The 15900-nt window shown below is 71.6% G+C and carries 15 protein-coding genes; 5 read left to right on the top strand and 10 right to left on the bottom strand.

Translation table 11 applies throughout. From position 1 onward, the window contains the following. The first annotated feature begins 8 nt into the window (after positions 1-8). From ABZ815_RS34585 to ABZ815_RS34575, 3 genes are read left to right on the top strand one after another with little or no spacing between them, the layout of a single operon-like run. Complete coding sequence (locus tag ABZ815_RS34585; protein ID WP_357705400.1) at positions 9-671, top strand: AzlC family ABC transporter permease; 663 nt, start codon at positions 9-11, stop codon at positions 669-671. Next, the gene (locus ABZ815_RS34580; protein ID WP_357705399.1) at positions 668-979 is read left to right on the top strand and encodes an AzlD domain-containing protein; all 312 of its coding nucleotides are present in this window, start codon (positions 668-670) and stop codon (positions 977-979) included. The genes ABZ815_RS34585 and ABZ815_RS34580 overlap by 4 nt, the downstream gene beginning before the upstream one ends. Before the next feature lie 9 nt (positions 980-988). After that, the gene (locus ABZ815_RS34575; protein WP_357705398.1) at positions 989-2257 is read left to right on the top strand and encodes a protein kinase; all 1269 of its coding nucleotides are present in this window, start codon (positions 989-991) and stop codon (positions 2255-2257) included. An 11-nt stretch (positions 2258-2268) separates the two neighbouring features. Here ABZ815_RS34575 and ABZ815_RS34570 read toward each other — a convergent pair whose 3' ends face one another. From ABZ815_RS34570 to ABZ815_RS34560, 3 genes are read right to left on the bottom strand one after another with little or no spacing between them, the layout of a single operon-like run. After that, on the bottom strand, positions 2269-3198 hold the full coding sequence (locus ABZ815_RS34570) for an RluA family pseudouridine synthase (RefSeq protein ID WP_357705397.1): 930 nt from the start codon (positions 3196-3198) through the stop codon (positions 2269-2271). Continuing rightward, positions 3191-3724 carry a signal peptidase II gene (gene lspA / locus ABZ815_RS34565; protein WP_357705422.1) on the bottom strand — a complete coding sequence of 178 codons (534 nt, stop codon included), beginning with the start codon at positions 3722-3724 and terminating at the stop codon, positions 3191-3193. Before lspA ends, ABZ815_RS34570 begins: the two co-directional genes overlap by 8 nt. Positions 3725-3750: 26 nt before the next feature. After that, the gene (locus ABZ815_RS34560; RefSeq protein ID WP_357705396.1) at positions 3751-4140 is read right to left on the bottom strand and encodes a TraR/DksA C4-type zinc finger protein; all 390 of its coding nucleotides are present in this window, start codon (positions 4138-4140) and stop codon (positions 3751-3753) included. Positions 4141-4577: 437 nt separating this feature from the next. Between ABZ815_RS34560 and ileS the strand changes: the two genes are divergently transcribed. Both ileS and ABZ815_RS34550 read left to right on the top strand, forming a co-directional pair. Then, positions 4578-7718 carry an isoleucine--tRNA ligase gene (gene ileS / locus ABZ815_RS34555; RefSeq protein ID WP_357705395.1) on the top strand — a complete coding sequence of 1047 codons (3141 nt, stop codon included), beginning with the start codon at positions 4578-4580 and terminating at the stop codon, positions 7716-7718. Between the two features lie 75 nt (positions 7719-7793). After that, positions 7794-8477, top strand: a complete 684-nt coding sequence (locus tag ABZ815_RS34550) for an amino acid transporter (RefSeq protein WP_357705394.1) — start codon at positions 7794-7796, stop codon at positions 8475-8477. A gap of 136 nt (positions 8478-8613) precedes the next feature. On the opposite strand, the gene ABZ815_RS34545 is transcribed toward ABZ815_RS34550, so the two are convergent. The 7 genes from ABZ815_RS34545 to ABZ815_RS34515 all read right to left on the bottom strand — a co-directional run bounded on the left by ABZ815_RS34545 (position 8614) and on the right by ABZ815_RS34515 (position 15837). Then, entirely contained in the window at positions 8614-10449 is a 1836-nt protein-coding gene (locus ABZ815_RS34545) for a hypothetical protein (protein ID WP_357705393.1), read from the bottom strand. Between the two features lie 41 nt (positions 10450-10490). Beyond that, positions 10491-11366 carry a DivIVA domain-containing protein gene (locus ABZ815_RS34540; RefSeq protein WP_357705392.1) on the bottom strand — a complete coding sequence of 292 codons (876 nt, stop codon included), beginning with the start codon at positions 11364-11366 and terminating at the stop codon, positions 10491-10493. Positions 11367-11473: 107 nt separating this feature from the next. Continuing rightward, the gene (locus ABZ815_RS34535; protein WP_125630468.1) at positions 11474-11767 is read right to left on the bottom strand and encodes a YggT family protein; all 294 of its coding nucleotides are present in this window, start codon (positions 11765-11767) and stop codon (positions 11474-11476) included. 80 nt (positions 11768-11847) lie between these two features. Continuing rightward, a complete protein-coding gene (gene sepF / locus ABZ815_RS34530) occupies positions 11848-12348 on the bottom strand; it encodes a cell division protein SepF (RefSeq protein WP_357705391.1) in 501 nt (166 codons plus the stop codon). Positions 12349-12486: 138 nt separating this feature from the next. Then, a complete protein-coding gene (locus tag ABZ815_RS34525; RefSeq protein ID WP_357705390.1) occupies positions 12487-13179 on the bottom strand; it encodes a YggS family pyridoxal phosphate-dependent enzyme in 693 nt (230 codons plus the stop codon). A gap of 151 nt (positions 13180-13330) precedes the next feature. Beyond that, positions 13331-14839 carry a cell division protein FtsZ gene (ftsZ, locus tag ABZ815_RS34520; RefSeq protein WP_357705389.1) on the bottom strand — a complete coding sequence of 503 codons (1509 nt, stop codon included), beginning with the start codon at positions 14837-14839 and terminating at the stop codon, positions 13331-13333. A 335-nt stretch (positions 14840-15174) separates the two neighbouring features. Next, complete coding sequence (locus ABZ815_RS34515) at positions 15175-15837, bottom strand: FtsQ-type POTRA domain-containing protein (protein WP_357705388.1); 663 nt, start codon at positions 15835-15837, stop codon at positions 15175-15177. Positions 15838-15900: the final 63 nt, after the last annotated feature.

Below are 15900 nucleotides of genomic sequence, written 5' to 3'. Positions count from 1 at the left end.
TTTTCTTCATGGAACAGACAACTCGCCGGTCCGCCGCGGTGCGGGACGGCCTGGGTGTGGGGCTGGCCGTGGGGCTGTCCGGCCTCGCGTTCGGCGCGGCGGCGGTCACCGCCGGGCTCAGCGTGCCCCAGGCGTGCGTGCTGAGCCTGCTGGCCTTCACCGGGGCCTCCCAGTTCGCGCTGGCCGGGGCCATCGGCGCGGGCGGGGACCTGGTGGCGGCGTCGGCGGGCGCGCTGCTGCTCGGCGGCCGCAACACCCTCTACGGCCTGCGCCTGGCCGACCTGCTGAACGTCCGCGGCCCGCGCCGCCTGCTGGCCGCCCACGGCGTGATCGACGAGACCACGGCCGTCACGCTCGCCCAGCCGGACGAGCCGTCGGCGCGCACCGGATTCCTCACCACCTTCGCCAGCCTGTACGTCGCCTGGAATCTCACCACCCTCGCCGGCGCGGTCGGCACGTCCTTCCTGGGCGACCCGCGCGTCCTCGGGCTCGACGCCGTGGGCCCGGCCACGTTCCTGGCCATCCTGTGGCCGCGGCTGGCCGCCAGCGGGCGGCTGCGGGTGCTGGCCGTGGCCGGGGCCGCGGTCGCGCTGGCGGCCAGCCCGTTCTTCCCGCCCGGCGTGCCGGTGCTGCTGTCGGCGGTGGCCGTGCTGGTGGTGATGGTGCGATGACGGTGTGGTGGGCGGTCGTCGCGGTCGGCCTCGGCTGCTACGCGCTCAAGCTGGCCGGGCTGGCCGCGCCGCGCCGGGTGCTGGACCATCCGGCGGTGCGCAGGTTCGCCGAACTCGTGCCGGTGGCGCTGCTGGCGGCCCTGATCGCGGTGCAGATGTTCACCGAGGACGGCAGGCCCGCCTTCGACCCGGCGCGCACGGCCGGGCTGGCGGCGGCCGTGGTCGCCCTGCTGCTGCGGGCGCCGTTCCTCGTCATCCTGGCGGCGGCGGCCGTCGTCACCGCGCTTGCCCGGATGTTTCTCGGGTAGTCGGCGTGCATGTCCGATTCTGCGGGGATGGTCGGGGGCCGCTACCGGCTGCTCAGGACGATCGGCCAGGGCGGTATGGGAACCGTGTGGCAGGCCCACGACGAGGTGCTCGGCCGTGACGTGGCCGTCAAAGAGGTGCTCCCGCCTCCCGACCTGAGCGGCCCCGAACGCGAGGTGTTCGCCGTACGCACGTTCCGCGAGGCGCGGGCGGCCGGCCGGGTGGCGCACCCGGGGGTGGCGGCCGTCTACGACGTGCTGGAGGAAGGCGGGCACCCGTGGATCGTCATGCAGCTCGTGCACTCCCGCACCCTGGGCGAGATCATCCGTACCGACGGCCCGCTGCCGCCGGGCAAGGTCGCCGCCATCGGGATGCAACTGCTGGAGGCGCTGCGCGCCGCGCACGCGGCGGGCGTGCTGCACCGTGACGTCAAGCCCGACAACGTGCTGCTGACCGAGGACGGACGGGCGGTGCTCACCGACTTCGGCATCGCCACCACCGAGGACGAGGCCCCCGTCACCAGGACCGGCATCCTCATCGGCACCCCCGCCTTCATGGCCCCCGAACGGGCGGCCGGCGGCCAGGCCAGGCCCGCCTCGGACCTGTGGTCGCTGGGCGTGACGCTGTACATGGCGGTCGAGGGCCATTCCCCCTTCCACCGGGACAACGCGCTGGCCACGCTCGGCGCGGTCATGCACGCCGAGCCCGAACCGCTGGCCCGCGCGGGCGTGCTGGCCCCCGTGCTCCTCGGGCTGCTGCGCAAGAACCCCTCGCAACGCATGTCGCTGGAGGAGGCCGAGCAACGGCTGAGGCTGATCCTGACCGGCGGGCCGCTGGAGCAGACCGGCCCGGTCCCGGTGCCCCCGATGGCCGTGCGCCGCCCCCGCAGGACGCCGATCCTGGCCGTCGCGGCGGGCGCGCTGCTGGTGGGCCTGGTCACCGGCGGCGCGGCCTGGTGGACGAAGCAGTCGGACCGGCCGGTGCAGGGCCGCGCCCCGACGATCCCGGCGCTCGTCACCCCACCCGTCAGCGACGCGCCCAAGGACACGCCGAAGACCACGCCGAAGGACACGGTCACCGGCTCGCAGCCGCCCCCCGCCACCTCGCATCCCGCGCGGTCGGCCGACCCCTCGCCGCGCGGCGAACGGACCAGCGCCCCCGCGAAGAGGCCGACGCCCACCAGGTCCGCGACCGAGAAGGACGAGCAGCGGCAGAAGCAGGACGACGCCCCCTCCAGGTCCCCGGGCCAGATCGACCCGTCACAGGACGGCGAGGAGTAGCGCGGGTCCGCTCAGGAGTCGGCGGCGACGGCGTCGAGCGCCTTCTGCAGGTCCTCGGGGTAGTCGGTGCTGAAGGACATCCAGTCGCCGGTGGCCGGGTGCTCGAAGCCGAGCGCGACCGCGTGCAGCCACTGCCGGGTGACGCCCAGCCGGGCCGCGAGCGTGGGGTCGGCGCCGTAGAGCATGTCGCCGACGCAGGGGTGGCGCAGGGCCGACATGTGCACGCGGATCTGGTGCGTACGGCCGGTCTCCAGCTTGATGTCGAGCAGCGAGGCCGCCCGGAACGCCTCGATCGTGTCGTAGTGGGTGACCGACGGCTTGCCGCCCGCGACGACGGCGAACTTGCCCTCGCCCGAGGGATGGCGGTCGATGGGCGCGTCGACGGTGCCCCTGAACGGGTCGGGGTGGCCCTGGACCAGCGCGTGGTAGCGCTTGTCGACCGTGCGCTCCTTGAAGGCCCGCTTCAGCGCCGAGTACGCGTGCTCGCTCTTGGCCACGACCATCGCGCCCGTGGTGTTGGCGTCGAGCCGGTGGACGATGCCCTGCCGCTCGGCCGCGCCGCTGGTGGCGATCGTGTGCCCGGCGCCGAGCAGGCCGCCGATCACGGTCGGGCCGGTCCAGCCGACGGTCGGGTGGGCGGCCACCCCGATCGGCTTGTTGACCACGATGATGTCGTCGTCCTCGTAGACGATCGTCATGCCCGGCACCGGCTCTGCCACCGGCATCGGCGTGGTGACCGGCGGCGGCAGCGTCACCTCCAGCCAGGCGCCGGCGTGCACGCGGTCGGACTTGGCCGGCTGCCCGCCGTCGACCTGCACCTCGCCGGCGGCGATCAGCTCGGCCGCGCGGGTGCGGGAGAAGCCGAACAGCCGCGAGATGGCCGCGTCGACCCGCTCGCCCTCCAGCCCGTCGGGAACGGGCAGGCTGCGCCGCTCAGTCATCCTGGGCCTCCTTCCCGGTCGTGGTCTCCCTGGTGCCGTCGATCTGCACGTTGCGCCAGGCCAGCAGCACCGCCAGGATGCCGCCGCAGACGATCGCCGAGTCGGCGACGTTGAACACCGGGAAGTAGTCGATCACCGGGAAGTGGCCGGGCAGCACCTCGATGAAGTCGACGACGTGCCCCTGCAGCTGCGACGACCGGCCGAACCCCGACGGGTAGCGCAGCAGCCTGTCGGTCAGGTTGCCGAGCGCCCCGCCGAGGAGCAGCCCGAGGGTGATCGCCCACGGCAGGCTGCGGAGCTTGCGCGCGGTGCGCACGATCGCCACCACCACGCCCGCCGCGATGAACGTGAACACGAACGTCATCCCCGTGCCGATGCTGAACGCGGCGCCCGAGTTGAAGATCACCCGGAACTGCAGGACGTCCTGGAGGACGACGAGGGGTGCCTTGCCTTCGAGCGTGCGCAACACGATCGTCTTGCTGATCAGGTCGGCCGCGTACACGACGACCGCCAGCGCGGTGAGGATCGCGAGGAGACGTCCGCGCGGTCTGCCTACCGGCGTTCCTCCTTCTGCTTGCAGGCCACGCACAGCGTCGCCCTCGGGAACGCCTGAAGGCGTTCCTTGCCGATCGGCTTGTGGCACGATTCGCACACTCCATAGGTCCCCGCGTCGATCCTGGCGATCGCACGTTCGTTCTGCGCGACCAGATCGCGCGCATTCAGGGTAAGGGCGATCTCGCGTTCGCGCTCGTACGTCTTGGCGCCGGCGTCCGCCTGGTCGTCGCCCGCGCCCTGGGTGACATCACCCGAGGCTATCTCCGACTCGTGGCGGAGGATGTCGGCCTCCAGCTCGTCGATCTCGGTCCGCAGCCTGCCGCGTACCTCGGCCAGCTCCTCTTCCGACCACATCGACGGTGTAGCGGTCTGCGTGACTGCCGCCATGGCTGCCTCCATGCTGATCAAGGCCGTGAATGGTGCGGGCAGCTTAGGATCCTCATAACGGAACGGCAAACGACCCGCCGGATGGTTTACCTCACCCGTACTATCCCGCCTCGCCCGTTCAACTCCTGCCCAGGCACGTCCATTCCCACAAATTTCCTCGCTGCGTACCAACGCGACGGGCGCTTCAGGGGCTCTGGAAGCCTTCGGCCCCACTCTGCGTTATGGTTTGAGACTGCAAGGCGTTGATGGGGCCCGCTGTGAGGGATATCACCCCGGAGCCGCCGGAAGAACGGCTCGGCAGAGCTCACTAGACCCGGCAGCAGGCGAATGAAGAGGGCCTCTCCCGAGGCCAAGAAGGGTGGTACCGCGGAGCCGCGAGGCTTCGTCCCTTCACGCAAGCCACAACCGGCCGCTGACGCGTGGAGGTCCTGCCCGACATGTCTTCCCCATCTTTCCGCTCTCTTCCCGCGCAGGTCGACCTGCCCGCGCTCGAGCGCGAGGTCCTCGACCGCTGGCGGGACGGGAAGATCTTCGAGCGGTCCGTCGAGCAGAACGCCGGCAACCCCTCCTGGGTCTTCTACGAGGGCCCGCCCACCGCCAACGGCCTGCCCGGCGTGCACCACGTCGAGGCCCGGGTGTTCAAGGACCTGTTCCCGCGCTACAAGTCGATGCGCGGCTTCAGCGTCCCGCGCAAGGCCGGCTGGGACTGCCACGGCCTGCCCGTCGAGGTCGGCATCGAGCGTGAGCTGGGCCTGACCGGCAAGAAGGACATCGAGGAATACGGCATCGCCGAGTTCAACGCCAAGTGCCGCGAGTCGGTGCTGCGGCACGTCGACGCGTTCGAGCAGATGACCGAGCGCATGGGCTACTGGATCGACCTGTCACAGGCGTACCGGACGATGGACCCGTCCTACATCGAGTCGGTCTGGTGGTCGCTGAAGGTCGTCTTCGACAAGGGGCTGCTGTTCCGCGACTTCCGCATCACGCCGTACTGCCCGCGCTGCGGCACCGGCCTGTCCGACCACGAGCTGGGCCAGCCCGGCGGCTACGAGAACGTCTCCAGCCCGTCGGTCTACGTGCGCATGCCCGTCACGTCCGGGCCGCTGGCCGAGCTGGGCGCCGCGCTGCTCATCTGGACGACCACGCCCTGGACGCTGGTGTCCAACACGGCCGTCGCCGTGCACCCCGACGTCACCTACGTCGCGGCCAGGACCGCCGACGGCGAGGTACTGGTGGTGGCCGAGCCGCTGCTGTCCGTCCTCGGCGAGGACGTCACCGAGGTGGCCCGCTGCACCGGCCGCGAGCTGGAGCGCACCCGCTACAGCCGCCCCTTCGACCTGGTCGACATCCCCGGCGCCCACTACGTCGTGCTCGGCGACTACGTCACCGTCGAGGACGGCACCGGCCTGGTCCACCAGGCCCCCGCCTTCGGCGCCGACGACATGGCCGTCATCAAGCGGTACGACATGCCCATCGTCAACCCGATCGGCCCCGACGGCCGCTTCCTCGACGACGTGCCCATGGTCGGCGGCCGCTTCTTCAAGGACGCCGACGAGGAGCTCACCGAGGACCTGCGCCGGCGCGGCCTGCTGTTCCGCGGCAGCCACTTCGAGCACTCCTACCCCCACTGCTGGCGCTGCCACACCGCGCTGCTGTACTACGCGCTGCCGTCCTGGTACATCCGCACCACCGCGGTCAAGGACCAGATGTTGTCGGAGAACGCCGGCACCAACTGGTTCCCCGAGACCATCAAGTGGGGCCGGTTCGGCGAGTGGCTGCGCAACAACGTCGACTGGTCGCTGTCGCGCTCGCGCTACTGGGGCACGCCGCTGCCGCTGTGGGTGTGCTCGGAGGACGAGAGCCACGTCACGTGCGTCGGCTCGCTCGAAGAGCTGGGCACCCTGGCCGGCCAGGACGTCTCCGCGCTCGACCCCCACCGCCCGTACGTCGACGACGTGACCTTCGACTGCCCCTCCTGCGGCGCGCCGGCGACCCGCGTGCCCGACGTCATCGACGCCTGGTACGACTCGGGCTCGATGCCGTTCGCGCAGTGGGGCGCGCGCGGCAAGCCCGAGGGCGTCTACCCCGCGCAGTTCATCTGCGAGGCCACCGACCAGACCCGCGGCTGGTTCTACTCGCTGATGGCGGTCGGCACGCTGGTCTTCGGCCAGTCCTCCTACGAGAACGTGCTCTGCCTCGGCCTCATCCTGGCCGAGGACGGCCGCAAGATGAGCAAGCACCTGGGCAACATCCTGGAGCCGATCCCGCTGATGGACCAGCACGGCGCCGACGCCCTGCGCTGGTTCATGGCCTGCTCCGGATCACCGTGGTCGGCCCGCCGGGTGGGGCACAACACCCTGGAGGAGATCGTCCGCAAGGTCCTGCTGACCCTGTGGAACACCTCCTCCTTCTTCACCCTGTACGCCAACGCCGAGTCCTGGACGCCGGCCGAGCCCGCTCCCCCGGCCGCCGAGCGTCCGCTGCTGGACCGCTGGGTGCTGGCCGAGCTGCACCGGACGGTCGCCGAGGTCACCGCGTCCCTGGACGAGTACGACACCCAGCGCGCCGGCCGCCGCCTGGCCGACTTCCTCGACGACCTGTCCAACTGGTACGTCCGCCGCTCCCGCCGCCGCTTCTGGCAGGGCTCGCGCGACGCGTTCGCCACCCTGTACGAGTGCCTGGAGACGGTCACCCGGCTGATGGCGCCGATCACGCCGTTCGTCACCGACTACCTCTGGGACGTGCTGCGCGCGCCCGGCGCGCCCTCCTCCGTCCACCTGGCCTCCTGGCCGCAGGTGCGCGAGGACCTGCTCAACCCGGCGCTGTCGGACCAGATGGCGCTGGTCCGCCGCCTGGTCGAGCTGGGCCGCTCGGCCCGTGCCTCCTCCAGTGTGAAGACGCGGCAGCCGCTGCGCCGGGCGCTGGTGGGCGCGCACGGGTGGCCGTCGCTGCCCGCCGAGCTGCGCGGGCTGGTGGCGGACGAGCTGAACGTCCAGGCTCTTGAGGACATGTCCGGATTCGACTCCGATCTCGTGTCGTACACGGTGAAGCCGAACTTCCGGGCGCTCGGCAAGCGGTTCGGGTCGCGTACCAAGCTGGTGGCCGCCGCGGTGACCGCCGCCGACGCCACCCGCGTGGCCCGTACGCTGCGTGGCGGCACCCCCGTCATGATCGAGGCGGACGAGCTCGGCGAGATCATGCTCGGCCCCGACGAGGTGATCGTCACCGAGCAGCCGCGCGCGGGCTGGGCCGTGGAGAGCGGCGCCATCGGCACCGGCACCGGCGAGACCGTCGCCCTCGACCTGGAGCTGTCCGACGAGCTGCGCCGCGCGGGCCTGCTGCGCGAGGTGATCCGCCTGGTCCAGGAGGCCCGCAAGTCCTCCGGCCTGTCGATCACCGACCGCATCGACCTGTGGTGGACCGCCTCCTCCCCCGACCTGGCCGCCGCCCTGCGCGCCGACGGCGGAACGGTCGCCGACGAGGTGCTGGCCACGTCCCTCACCGAGGGGCCCGGGGAAGACCTCCCGGCCCACCACGACGAGGACCTGGGCCTGACCTTCCACCTCCGCCGCGCCTGACACCGCGCCGCCCTGGCCCCCGCTCCGACGCGGGGGCCCTCCGGGCCTCCCCCTGAAACGGCGACAATCGGTCGTATGACGAGGATCGAGACCCCGTGGGGCCCGTGGGAGGCCCTGCCCCTGGACGAGGTCGTCGCGCTGATGCGCGGACTGGCCGCGCCCTGGTGGGTGGCCGGCGGCCACGCGCTGGAACTGACCGCCGGACGCGCCTACCGCGAGCACGCGGACGTCGACATCGCCCTCCTGCGCCGCGACCAGCTCGCCGCCCGGCGCCTCCTGACCGGCTGGGACGTCCACGCCGCGATCACCCCCGGCACCCTCAGCCCCTGGCCCGTGGACGAACCGCTCCCCGGCTCCGCCCACGACATCTGGGTACGCGAACACCCCGGCGGCCCCTGGCGTTTCCAGCTCATGCTCGACGAGTCCGCGGAAGACGAATGGATCTACCGGCGCGACCCGCGCATCCACCGTCCCTTGACAGACCTGACCATCGGGCGGGACGGCTTCCGGTACGTCGTCCCGGAAGTGCAACTGCTCTACAAGTCCAAGGATCGCCGCCCGAAGGACGAGATCGACTTCGCCACCGTCCTGCCCCTAATGAACGACACCCAACGTCACTGGCTGGCCACAGCCCTCCGAACCGACCACACCCTCCACCCCTGGCTCCCCCACCTACTCCCCCTGACCTCCGGGCGCCCTGACCAGGAGCCCCTCACCAGAGCCCCTGCCCCCTGGACCCCTGACCTCCGGGGCTCCTAGCCGCCGGCTCCCCTGGCCTCTGGGGCCCCTGACCTCGCGGACGGCCCCTTCGCCAGTCACCCCCGACCCCGGTCTCCTGGAGAGCCTTCCGGGCCGGGAGCGGGGCCGGGGCCGGGGCCGGGAGCGGCGGAGTTCTTTAGTCGGTCGTTTCGCGATCGGTCCGGCACACCGAGCAGCTGGTGAGACCGGCGGCCTCGGCCTCGGCGACCGTCATGGTCTCCACGCCCGTGTCCCCCGCGCCTCTGATCAGCGGGCAGGCGGTGCCGTGGTAGCGGCGCGTGCCGACGATGACCTTGACCGTCGCGGAACGCTCACCCGCTCGCGCGGGCCCGTCTCCGGAGCCGCCCTCCGGCGCCTCGCCCTTCTTGCCGGCGTCGGCCGAGCCGCCCTTCGCAGGGGCGGTGGGCGGCTTGGCGCCCTCCGCCTTCGGGGCCGCAGGGCCACCAGAAGAGGCCGGCGCAGCCCCAGAAGGCCGCTCGGACGCCCCAGCAGCCCCACCCGAGGGTTCCGCCTGAACGGGCAGCCCGGAGGCCGTCACCCGAGGCTGCGGAGCCGTGTCGGGATCCGAGGAATCGTCCTCATCGGCAGGCCGCGCGGCCGGTTCGGCAGGCTTTGCGGGCCGTACGGGCGAATCGGCAGGCCGTGCAGGCCCGTCGGCGGGCCGTGCGGGTGAACCGGCGGGCCGTGCGGGTGAATCGGCGGGTCGTGCGGGCTGGTCGGTGGGCGACGACCGGGCCGCGGTAGACGGCTTGCCCGGCGCGCTCTCGACCGACTTGCCCGAAGTCGCCGCATCGGCGCCCGTCCCGCCCGAGGAAGCCGCACCGGCTCCCGGCTTGCCCGCCGACGCGGGCCGCTCGACGGACGCCGCAGCCGCGCCCTTGGACGCCGGCCCTGCACCCTTCGATGCCGGCGCCGCGCCCTTGGACGCCGAGACCGCGCCTTCGCCCTCGGCCGAAGCCGAACCCGAGGATCCCTTGGCGGGCCCAGACACCTCCTTGGCCGGAGCCGAAGGGCTCTTGGCCGGAGCCGAAGGGCTCTTCGACGAGGCGGAAGCGCTCTGAGCGGCGGCCGACGCCCCCTTGGCGTCGTCCTCGGAGGAGGGACGCGCGGGCCGCTCGCGCTCCGACGGCGGCCGGAAGTACGAAGTCTGGATGTCCCCCTGCTCGTCATCGGCGTCAGGCGCGACAGCGGAGGAGGAAGAAGAGGGGTTGGCCTGGTCGCCCGCCTGCGCGGCGGCGGCCGGACGGCCGAACCACCCGGTGGTGCCCTCCTCGCGGGAGGCGGCGGGCTCCGGGGTGGGGGTGGAAGCCTTCGCGTCGGGCTTCGGCGGTGCGACCGGCGGGCGCAGGTCCCGGGTCTCCGCGGAGGCCTCGGCCCGGTTGTCCGCCACTTTGGAGGGGGTGGCGCCGGGGCCGGGCGTGACGACGGGCTCGGGGTCGGCGGCAGGCGGCAACTGCCGTCCGCCGAGCGCTGCGTCTGGAAGGCACGTCGTGCAGGGCGTGAAGCCCTCCTCGCGTGCCTCCTCGTGGGTGAGCTCCTCGTGATCCCGTCCGGCCAGCTGGCGGCAGCCTGGCACGTGGTATCTCCTGCGGCCCGGGATCACCAGCACGATCGCGTCCGGCGAGATGCCGCTCGCCGCGGGGCGGCGAGGCGCGGAGGCCGGAACGGCGGTCCGCTGAGGCGTCTGCGGGTGCGGGTGGGGCTGTGGCCGCGGCTGGGGCCCGGCAGGACCGGTCTGGTTGTACGGCAGGCCAGGCGGCGGGAGCGGGGCCGGAGGGGTGGCCGGCGCAGCGGCCCGCCCACCACCGGGAAACAGCTCGTGACGCCGCAGCAGCGCCCCGATCACCAGGAACAGCGCGGACAGCACGCTGACCACGATGGACCACATGATCAGGAACGGCTTAGCCAGTACGAAGCCCGCGATCAGCAGCACGACCGCCGCGAGCACCAAACCAGCACTGATAAGGATCACAGGGGGCTCTTTCGAGTGACAGGTCCTAGTGACCCGTTACTTTACCGGCGGTCGTTGTGCGGGCCGTCGCTGCCGGGGAAGGCGCCCTGCGGAGCCTCGCCGCCGAACGGGTTGGGACCACCGGGAAGAGGCTGCTGGCCACCCTGGGGAACCGCGTGCGACATGGCGGGAGCCTGCCCCTGCGGACCGGACATGACCGGGAACCCACCGCTGCCCTCGGCGGAGACGTTGAGCTCGGCGAGCTGGTTCTCCAGGTAGAGCTTGAGGCGGCTGCGGTACTCGCGCTCGAAGCTGCGCAGTTCCTCGACCTTGCGCTCGAGCTCGTCGCGGGTCTGCACCAGCGAGCCCATCGCCTGGCGGTGGCGCTCCTGCGCGTCGCGCTCAAGCGTCTCGGCGCGGGCACGGGCGTCGCCGATGACCTGCTCGGCCTGGCGGCGGGCCTTGGTGAGGATCTCGTCGGCCTCACGGCGGGCGCGGGTCACCGTCTCGTCCGCCTCCCGGCGGGCGTCGGAGATCGCCTGGTCGGCGGTCTGCTGGGCGAGGGCCAGCACGCGGGCCGCGGTGTCCATGTTGTCCTCGGCGGGAGGCATGCTCATGGCCACGGGCTGCGGCTCGGGGGCTCGCATCGGCTGCGGCTCGGGGGCCCGCATGGGCTCCGGCTGCGGCGGCGCCATCATCTCCGGCTTGGGCTGCTCCTGGACGGGGGCGGAGGCCATGGGCATGCCCATGCCGCCCGGCACCTTCCCACGCAGGCACTCGGCCAGTTTGGCGCGTAGCTCCTCGTTCTCTTGGATCAGGCGGTCGAGCTCAGCCTCCACCTCGTCGAGGAAGGCATCGACCTCCTCCTCGTCGTAGCCCGGCCGCAGCCGGGTGGTACTGAACTGCTTGTTCCGCACATCAGCGGGCGTCAGCGGCATTTTTTGGTCTCCTTGGCGCGCTTGGAGTCTGTCCGGAGGGACGGTGAACCCGAATCACTTCAGCGCGGACACGAGTTGGATCACGACCGGCACCCCACCAGCCCGCCTCACCGGCCGCCCAGTGACCCAGCGATCTGGATCAAGATCAGGACGACGATGAACAGGACAGTGAAGCTTAGGTCAAAGGCCACCGTACCCAACCGGAGCGGGGGAATGAAACGGCGGAGGAACTTGAGAGGCGGGTCGGTCGCGGTGTATGTCGCCTCCGCCAGCACCAGCACGACCCCGGAAGGCCGCCACTGCCGGGCGAACGCCTGTACCGTCTCAAAGATCATCCTGCCGATGAGCAGAACCAAATACAGAGACAGGACTACGACCAAGATCCCACTCACGATCTCCACGGCCCGGCCGCGCCTCCACTTCTGGTGTGCCCTCCCGGCCGCGCGTGGACCCGGTTGGGTGCGATGGACATACAGAGACTCTAACTCTGATTGAAGAACCCGCGTTCCGCGATTCGGGCCTTGTCCTCGGCGGTCACCTCGACATTGGCAGGGGACAACAGGAACACCTTGTTGGTAACACGTTCAATGCTTCCATGTAGCCCGAAGACCAGACCTGCCGCGAAATCCACGAGCCGCTTCGCGTCGCTGTCAACCATTTCGGTCAGATTCATGATGACCGGGGTGCCGTCGCGGAAGTGCTCTCCGATGGTTCGGGCCTCGTTGTAGGTCCGGGGATGGAGGGTCGTGATGCGCGCCAGGTCGGTCGTACGGCGCTCCAGGATCGTCGTGGCGGGCCTGGGCGCGGGGACCCCGGATTCGGCCTCCTCGTCGCGGTCCTGGACCGCCACGGGCCGTTCCTCGCCGGTCCGCTGGACATCGTCGTCGTAGGCGTACTCGTCGGTGTAGGTCTCGTACCTCTCGTAGCGGTCGTCCTCCACGAGACCGAGGTAGACCGCCATCTTGCGCATCGCGCCGGCCATCGCTAAGTCGTCCTCCTGCTCATGGTCGCACTCGCTCGGACCCGTCGCCGGGGCCGAGGCGGCAGCCGTACCCCCTTGGAGCTCACCGCGGATCGACCTCTACTTGATCATGGGCCTGAAGACCCACTTGAGGGGACATTACCTGACGAAGGGCCTGCGACGACCGAGCAACGCCGTACCGATCCGCACGTGTGTCGCACCGTACGCGACCGCTTCGTCGAGGTCCTGGCTCATGCCCGCGGAGACCATCGTGGCCCGCGGATGCTGCTCCTGGACGCGGGTGGCGACATCGCGCAGGACGGCGAAGGCCCGGGCGGGCTCCTCCCCCAGCGGGGCGACCGCCATGACGCCGCCCAGCCACACGCCCTCGGCCAGCGCCACCTCGTCGGCCAGCGCGAGCACGTCGGCGGGCCGGGCGCCGCCCCTGCTGGGGTCGTCGTCGAGCGCCACCTGGATCAGGCAGCCGACGTTGCGGCCCTGCCGCACGGCCTCCTTGCTGATCGCCTCCAGCAGCCGGAGGCGGTCGAGCGAGTGGATCACGTCGGCGTACCCGACGACGGACCGCACCTTGTTGGTCTGCAGCTGGCCCACGAAGTGCCAGGTGAGCGGCAGGCCGGCCAGCTCGTGCGCCTTGGACGCGGCCTCCTGGTCACGGTTCTCGCCGACGTCGCGCACGCCCAGCTCGCACAGGATGCGCACGTCGTCGGCCGGTCTGGTCTTGGTGACCGCGATCATGGTGACCTCGCCGCGGTCGCGGCCCACCGCGTGGCAGGCCTCGCCGATGCGGGTCTCGACCTCGGCGAGGCCGGCCGCGATCTCGTCCCTTCGCACGCCTGTCTCCCTCTCCCTGCCTCCATCGTCCCGCAGTTCGGCCTGTACGCCGTACGCCACGATGGCCCCCTTTCCGTGCCGCGGGTCGGTTCCCGGCACACACGACGGCGCCGCTCCCGTATGCCTGCGGGGAGCGGCGGTGGGTGGTGAGCTACTTGAGGAAGTCGGGGACGTCGAGCTCCTCCTCCTGCTCCTCGAAGATCACCCGAGGACGTTTGGGAGGCTCCGACATGCGGGAGGTGATGGGCGTGGGCGGATTGGCCGGTTCGGGCGTGGGCCTCGGGATCGAGACGGGGGCCTGCGGCTCGTCGTCGCCGAGTGCGGCGGCGACGGGCTCGGCGGGCTGGACCGGCTCCACCGGGCGCACGGGCTCCGGACGCGCCTCAAGGCGAGGCTCAGGACGCGGCTCCGGCCTGAACTCGCGCGGCTCGGGCCGCGCCTCCGGCCGGAACTCCTGCCGGGGCTCCGGCCTGAACTCCTGGCGCGGCTCGGGACGCGCCTCCGGCCTGGGCTCGGCGCGGAACTCCTGGCGGGGCTCCGACCGAAGCTCGGCACGCGGCTCGGGACGCGGCTCAGGACGCGGCGCGGGCGGCTCCGACTTCACGCTGGGCGAGGCCGGGACGCCGGGCCGCAGGGCCGAGGAGGACACCGGCGCCGCGGGCTGCGCGGCCGGACGGGCCGCGGGCCTGGGCAGCGGCTTCTCCACCGGCGGCGGCACGTCGTCGAAGCCCGCCGCGATCACCGTGACCCGCACCTCGTCGCCGAGGGCGTCGTCGATGACCGTGCCGAAGATGATGTTGGCGTCGGGCGCGGCGGCCATCGACACGAGCTGGGCCGCCTCGTTGATCTCGAACAGGCCGAGGTCGGAGCCGCCCGCGATCGACAGCAGCACGCCGTGGGCGCCGTCGATGCTCGCCTCCAGCAGCGGGCTTGAGACCGCCATCTCGGCGGCGGCGACCGACCGGTCGTCGCCGCGCGCGTGGCCGATGCCCATGAGCGCCGAGCCCGCGCCCGACATGACCGACTTGACGTCGGCGAAGTCGAGGTTGATCAGGCCGGGCGTGGTGATCAGGTCGGTGATGCCCTGGACACCGGACAGCAGCACCTGGTCGGCCGCCTTGAACGCGTCGAGCACGCTCACCTGCCGGTCGGAGATCGACAGCAGACGGTCGTTGGGGATCACGATGAGGGTGTCGACCTCGTCGCGCAGTGTCTCTATGCCGGCCTCTGCCTGCGAGGCGCGACGCCGCCCCTCGAAGCTGAAGGGCCGGGTCACCACGCCGATCGTCAGCGCGCCGAGCGACCGGGCGATGTTGGCCACGACCGGCGCGCCGCCGGTGCCCGTGCCACCGCCCTCGCCGGCCGTGACGAAGACCATGTCGGCCCCCTTGAGGACCTCCTCGATCTCCTCACGGTGGTCTTCGGCCGCCTTGCGCCCCACGTCGGGGTTGGCTCCGGCGCCCAGTCCGCGCGTGAGCTCGCGGCCCACGTCGAGTTTCACATCGGCGTCACTCATCAGCAGCGCCTGGGCGTCGGTGTTTATGGCGATGAACTCGACGCCCTTGAGTCCCTCTTCGATCATCCGGTTGACGGCGTTCACTCCGCCGCCGCCGATGCCGACGACCTTGATGACCGCGAGGTAGTTCTGCGGTGCTGCCACGACGAGGGGCCTTTCCGCTCGTTGACTTGCCATTTCGGTGCGGATCGTCTCCGCTTTTTCTCAGTTTTCGTAACTCTCAACCTCAGGTTGAGATTTAGATTTATGTCAACCTGAGGATTGATACGGACAGTAGGAGTCCCCTACCAGGCGGGTCAACTAACCGCGCCGCAAGCGCGTCCGGCGTGTCGCGGGCTGTCCGATTCGCTCCGAAGTCGCGCCTGGTCGGGGCCTTCCTCTTCCGAAGGTCCGATCTACAGGCTCTCACGCCGCGACCCCCACCTCGCACAGGCACGCGATGCCCTTGCCACGGAGTTGCCAGACCCTGACACTCGTGATCACTTCAAGGTGACGACGTCGGGAGAGCTGACGTCGTACAGGGTGGCCTTGCGGCCCAGGAGCGAGACCAGGATGCGGCCTTTCTCCTCCGGCCTGTCGGCGCCGCCCCACAGGACGGTCCGGCCGTCGGACAGCTCCAGCGTCACGCCCTCGGCCGAGGCGGCGCGCACCTGCCGGACCTTGCCCGCCACCACCGGCGGCAGCGCCTGGACGACCTGGAGCGCCGCCATGGTGGCCGGATCGCCCGCCGCCGGCCGGTCGACCTTGAGCAACGGCAGCATGAACGGCAACGTGTCCTTGACCTCGATCACCACGCCCTGCTTGTCGACGACCGCGAACCGGCCGCCCGCGGGGATCGCGGCGACGGGCTCGCGCTCGACCACCTCGATCTTGAGCGTGCCGGGCCACACCCGGTCGACCTTCGCCGTGGCGAGCTGCCGGATGCCGAGCACCCGCGTCTGGACGTCGGCCAGGTCGACCGTGGCCAGCGGGTGCAGGTCGGGCACGGCCGCCTGCTGCTTGATGTGCTCGCTGGTGACTGTGAGATTTCCCACGATCTCGATCGACCGCACGCCCAGCACCGGCGAGAAGAACACCAGCCAGGCGGCCGAGCCGACCACCCCGGCCGTCAACAGCACCAGGAACGCGTTACGCGCCTTCATCGCCCTCCTCGCACGCCGGCTACGAACGTACGCCACGGGCCGCCCGGCACCCGCCCGCCACGC

Origin of the sequence: Nonomuraea sp. NPDC047529, assembly GCF_040642995.1 — a bacterium.
Taxonomy (GTDB): domain Bacteria; phylum Actinomycetota; class Actinomycetes; order Streptosporangiales; family Streptosporangiaceae; genus Nonomuraea.
This window is presented reverse-complemented; position numbering and strand designations above follow the sequence as displayed.

What these genes read in the sequence shown, in the direction of transcription:
- ABZ815_RS34585 (WP_357705400.1), top strand. Translation starts at nt 9, where the DNA reads ATGGAACAGACAACTCGCCGGTCCGCCGCGGTGCGGGACGGCCTGGGT.
- ABZ815_RS34580 (WP_357705399.1), top strand. Translation starts at nt 668, where the DNA reads ATGACGGTGTGGTGGGCGGTCGTCGCGGTCGGCCTCGGCTGCTACGCG.
- ABZ815_RS34575 (WP_357705398.1), top strand. Translation starts at nt 989, where the DNA reads ATGTCCGATTCTGCGGGGATGGTCGGGGGCCGCTACCGGCTGCTCAGG.
- ABZ815_RS34570 (WP_357705397.1), bottom strand. Translation starts at nt 3,198, where the DNA reads ATGACTGAGCGGCGCAGCCTGCCCGTTCCCGACGGGCTGGAGGGCGAG.
- ABZ815_RS34560 (WP_357705396.1), bottom strand. Translation starts at nt 4,140, where the DNA reads ATGGCGGCAGTCACGCAGACCGCTACACCGTCGATGTGGTCGGAAGAG.
- ileS (WP_357705395.1), top strand. Translation starts at nt 4,578, where the DNA reads ATGTCTTCCCCATCTTTCCGCTCTCTTCCCGCGCAGGTCGACCTGCCC.
- ABZ815_RS34550 (WP_357705394.1), top strand. Translation starts at nt 7,794, where the DNA reads ATGACGAGGATCGAGACCCCGTGGGGCCCGTGGGAGGCCCTGCCCCTG.
- ABZ815_RS34540 (WP_357705392.1), bottom strand. Translation starts at nt 11,366, where the DNA reads ATGCCGCTGACGCCCGCTGATGTGCGGAACAAGCAGTTCAGTACCACC.
- sepF (WP_357705391.1), bottom strand. Translation starts at nt 12,348, where the DNA reads ATGGCCGGCGCGATGCGCAAGATGGCGGTCTACCTCGGTCTCGTGGAG.
- ABZ815_RS34515 (WP_357705388.1), bottom strand. Translation starts at nt 15,837, where the DNA reads ATGAAGGCGCGTAACGCGTTCCTGGTGCTGTTGACGGCCGGGGTGGTC.